Genomic DNA, 477 nt, shown 5'->3' on the forward strand with positions numbered 1-477 from the left:
GTTGAGCACGTACTTCACGAAGCCGGGCCCGTCGCTGCCGAGCGTCTGGTTGTCCAGGAACAGGCGGTGCAGCCGGCCCCAGCTCCAGCTGTCGATGTCCTTGCCGAGCTTGGCGGTCAGCTCCCAGCGGGCGTCGATCAGGGCCCGCTTGAACAGCTCGTCACGGTTCTCGGCGCCCGGCCGGGTGCCGCGCTTCGGCGTGGTCCACCACTCGCTGTCCTCGTCGGCCATCAGCCGGCGGACCACCTCGAACCAGCGGTCGCCGCCGTCCGGCTGCGCCTGGCTCGCGGAGCGCTGGCCGCACTCGCGGACCTTGCCCGCCTCGTCGGCCGGGCCGGTGGTGTTGACCGGCTCGACCCACAGGCACTGGCCCTTGACCCGCAGCTCCTTGGGCAGCTTGTGGCCGAAGGAGAGCTTGAGGATGTTGCGCCAGACGGAGTTGAAGTACGCGGCGGCCGCCGAGTCGGCGTCCTGGGT

1 protein-coding gene is annotated in these 477 nt (G+C 70.9%); it reads right to left on the minus strand.

What is annotated here, in order from left to right; genetic code table 11:
• The coding region (locus LPA54_RS37460) for a penicillin acylase family protein (protein ID WP_228984909.1) at positions 1–477 on the minus strand (477 nt) is incomplete at both ends.

It is taken from the genome of Streptomyces sp. DH12 (assembly GCF_020873895.1).
GTDB lineage: Bacteria > Actinomycetota > Actinomycetes > Streptomycetales > Streptomycetaceae > Streptomyces.